This window comes from Salipiger sp. (assembly GCF_059781815.1).
The window spans coordinates 1-3,219 of record NZ_JBYNAH010000344.1 but is presented as its reverse complement, the minus strand read 5'-3'; the positions used below and the strand labels follow the sequence as shown (position 1 = coordinate 3,219).

Genomic DNA, 3,219 nt, shown 5'->3' with positions numbered 1-3,219 from the left:
CCACGTCACCTCGAAAGAGGCGTTCTGGCCGATCCTTCACGGGTTCAAGGAAAAGTATAACTACGATCCCGTCGACTGGCCGACCTTCAAGGAGGTCAACTGGGCCTTCGCCGAGGCCGCCGCTTCGGAGGCCGCCGAGGGCGCCAGCGTCTGGGTGCACGACTACAACCTGTGGCTGGTGCCCGGCTACCTGCGCCAGATGCGCCCCGATGTGCGGATCTCGTTCTACCACCACACGCCCTTCCCGGCGGCGGACATGTTCAACGTGCTGCCATGGCGTGGCGAGATCATCGACTCGCTGCTGTGCTGCGACGTGGTCGGCTTCCACATCCCGCGCTACGCGTCGAACTTCGTGTCCTGCGTGCGCTCGCTGCGCGACGTGGGCAACGTGCCGCGGATCAAGGTCGAGAACGACATGATGTCGGAAGGCTCGGCGCTGTCCGACCGCACCGTGCCGACCGAGATCCACACCGACGAGCGTGTCGTGCAGCTTGGCGTGACGCCGGTGGGCGTGGATGTCGAGTACATCAAGTCGCTGGCCGCCTCCGAGAAGACCGACAAGCTCTCTGCGCGCTTCCGCGAAGAGATCGGCGACAGCAAGGTGCTGCTCTCCGTCGGTCGGACCGACTATACCAAGGGCGGGGCCGATCAGCTTCTGGCCTTCGAGCGGCTGCTCGAGCGCCGCCCCGAACTGCGCGGCATCGTGCGGCTGCTACATGTCTCGGTGCCGGCGAACCGCAACATGACGGTCTACGAGCCGATCCAGAAGGAACTGGAAGAGATCGCCGGCCGCATCAACGGGCGCTTCGGTAGCTTCACCTTCCAGCCGGTGGCGCTGATCTCGCGCGCCATTCCCTTCGAGGAACTGGTGGCCTGGTATCAGGTCGCGGACGTGGCGTGGATCACCCCTCTTGCCGACGGCATGAACCTGGTCTGCAAGGAATACGTGGCCGCCCGCAAGGATGGCGACGGCGTGCTGGTTCTGTCGGAATTCGCTGGCGCTGCTGTCGAAATGGGCGCCGCCGTTTTGGCCAACCCGTTCTCGAGCCGCGCCATGGACTTCGCCATCGACATGGCTCTGGACATGCCGGAAGAGGAGCGCCGCGCCCGGATGGAGCTGCTGCGCGCCTCGGTCGAGAAGCGCGACACCCAGCACTGGGCCGAAGATCAGCTGGCCCTGCTCTCGCCGAAGGATTTCGGCGACGCGAGCAAGGCCGAAGAAGCCGAGATGGCCTGAAACGGGCCCTCTCGATCCAGGTTTGATGACCAGATCCTTTTTCACGAGTAAGGGGCAAGCAACAATGCTTGCCCCATTTCCGTTGCCCTGATCGACGCGGTCCTTCGCGCCGGGCGGCCTCAGTCGGACATCTCGTTCCGGCGCATCGGCATCCGGTCGATCACCGCAAAAAGCTCTTCCGGCGCCAGCACCGCGTCCTGCTCGAGCTTCACGCCGCCATCCTTGCCGACCAGCACCAGCTTGAAGCCGCCGGGCTGAAAGCCCTGTCGGATCGGCGAGGGCGTGCGGTCGTCAAGATCGCTCAGCACCACGATGTCGCGCTCGGCGAGCGCTGCTTCGGCGGCGCGCAGCATCTTCATCTGGCGGGCATAGTCGGGGTGATCCTCGGACGGGGCGAAAAGCAGCACCGGGCGCTTGTCCCAGCGCATCCCGTTCAGGTCGCGGGCATCGGAGGGGAGCGCCTGGAACAGGTCGGTCGCGGCAGCCGCCTGCGTGGCGGCGATCGCGCCGGCCATGACGGCGACTCCGAGCTTGGTTTTCATGCGAATGCGGCCCATGAGAATCTCCTGTCTGGACGGGTCCCAGCCCTACGCACGAACGCCGCCGGGGGTTCCCGGGGATCTGTCCCGATGGGCGGGAAACGGCCTCTGCCCGCCACAAACGCAAAACGGCCGCCCCGAAGGACGGCCGTCTGCAAGTTCCAGATCCGGAGAGGATCAGCCGTGCGCCACCTGCGGGTGGTCGTCGCGCAGCGAGGTCAGCTCCTCGGCCACGAGGAAGGCCAGCTCCAGCGACTGCGAGGCGTTCAGGCGCGGGTCACAGGCGGTGTGGTAGCGGTCGCTCAGATCCTCGTCGGACACGGCAAACACGCCGCCGGTGCATTCGGTCACGTCCTGACCGGTCATCTCGAAATGCACGCCGCCCGGAATGGTGCCCTGATCGCGGTGCACCGCGAAGAAGTCACGCACCTCGCGCAGCACCGAGTCGAAGGGACGGGTCTTGTAGCCGCTGGCCGACTTGATGGTGTTGCCGTGCATCGGATCGCAGACCCAGACCACATTGGCGCCCTCGCTGCGCACCGTCTCGATCAGGCGCGGCAGATGCTCGGCGGCCTTGCCGGCGCCGAAGCGGGTGATCAGCGTCAGGCGGCCGGCCTCGTTCTCGGGGTTCAGCTTGGCCAGCAGCACCTTGAGATCCTCGGAGGTCATCGAGGGGCCGCACTTCAGACCGATCGGGTTCATCACGCCGCGGGCAAACTCCACATGCGCGCCATCGGGCTGACGGGTGCGGTCGCCGATCCAGATCATGTGACCGGAGCCCGCGAGCCACTTACCGGAGGTCGAGTCGACGCGGGTCAGCGCCTCTTCGTACTCGAGCAGCAGCGACTCGTGCGAGGTGTAGAAGTTCACCTGGTGGAGCGCCGCCGAACGGTGGCTGTCGATGCCCGCCGCCTTCATGAAGTCGAGCGTGTCGCCGATGCGGTTGGCCATGTCGCGGTAGCGCGCGGCCTTCTCGCCCTCGGTGAAGCCCAGCGTCCACTGGTGCACCTGGTGCACGTCGGCATAACCACCGGTCGAGAAGGCGCGCAGCAGGTTCAGCGTCGCCGCCGCCTGAGTGTAGGCCTGCAGCATCTTCTGCGGGTTCGGCTTGCGCGCCTCGGGGGTGAAGGCCAGCTCGTTGATGATGTCACCGCGGAAGCTCGGCAGCTCGACGCCATCCACGGTCTCGGTGGGGGCCGAACGCGGCTTGGCGAACTGGCCGGCCATACGGCCCACCTTCACCACCGGCACCTTGGCGCCATAGGTGAGGATCATCGCCATCTGCAGCATCACCTTGAAGGTGTCGCGGATGGAATTGGCCGAGAACTGGTCGAAGGCCTCGGCGCAGTCCCCGCCCTGCAGCAGGAAGGCTTCGCCGCGCGACGCCTTGCCCAGCTCGTCACGAAGACGGCGGGCTTCGCCTGCAAACACCAGCGGCGGATA

At 66.3% G+C, this 3,219-nt stretch carries 3 protein-coding genes; 1 reads left to right on the top strand and 2 read right to left on the bottom strand.

What is annotated here, in order from left to right; all coding sequences use genetic code 11:
- A partial coding sequence (ggpS, locus tag AC6RA4_RS24340) for a glucosylglycerol-phosphate synthase (RefSeq protein WP_500164725.1) occupies nt 1-1,237 on the top strand: 1,237 nt, incomplete at its 5' end.
- 119 nt (nt 1,238-1,356) lie between these two features.
- Here the strand turns inward: ggpS and AC6RA4_RS24335 are convergent.
- Both AC6RA4_RS24335 and AC6RA4_RS24330 read right to left on the bottom strand, forming a co-directional pair.
- Complete coding sequence (locus AC6RA4_RS24335) at nt 1,357-1,794, bottom strand: DUF4174 domain-containing protein (RefSeq protein ID WP_500164723.1); 438 nt, start codon at nt 1,792-1,794, stop codon at nt 1,357-1,359.
- A 159-nt stretch (nt 1,795-1,953) separates the two neighbouring features.
- Nucleotides 1,954-3,219 (bottom strand): class II 3-deoxy-7-phosphoheptulonate synthase (locus AC6RA4_RS24330; protein WP_500164721.1); only part of this gene is annotated, 1,266 nt, incomplete at its 5' end.

Bases quoted from the DNA above. Each gene is read 5' to 3' on its own strand.
- AC6RA4_RS24335 (WP_500164723.1), bottom strand. From the start codon at position 1,794: ATGGGCCGCATTCGCATGAAAACCAAGCTCGGAGTCGCCGTCATGGCC.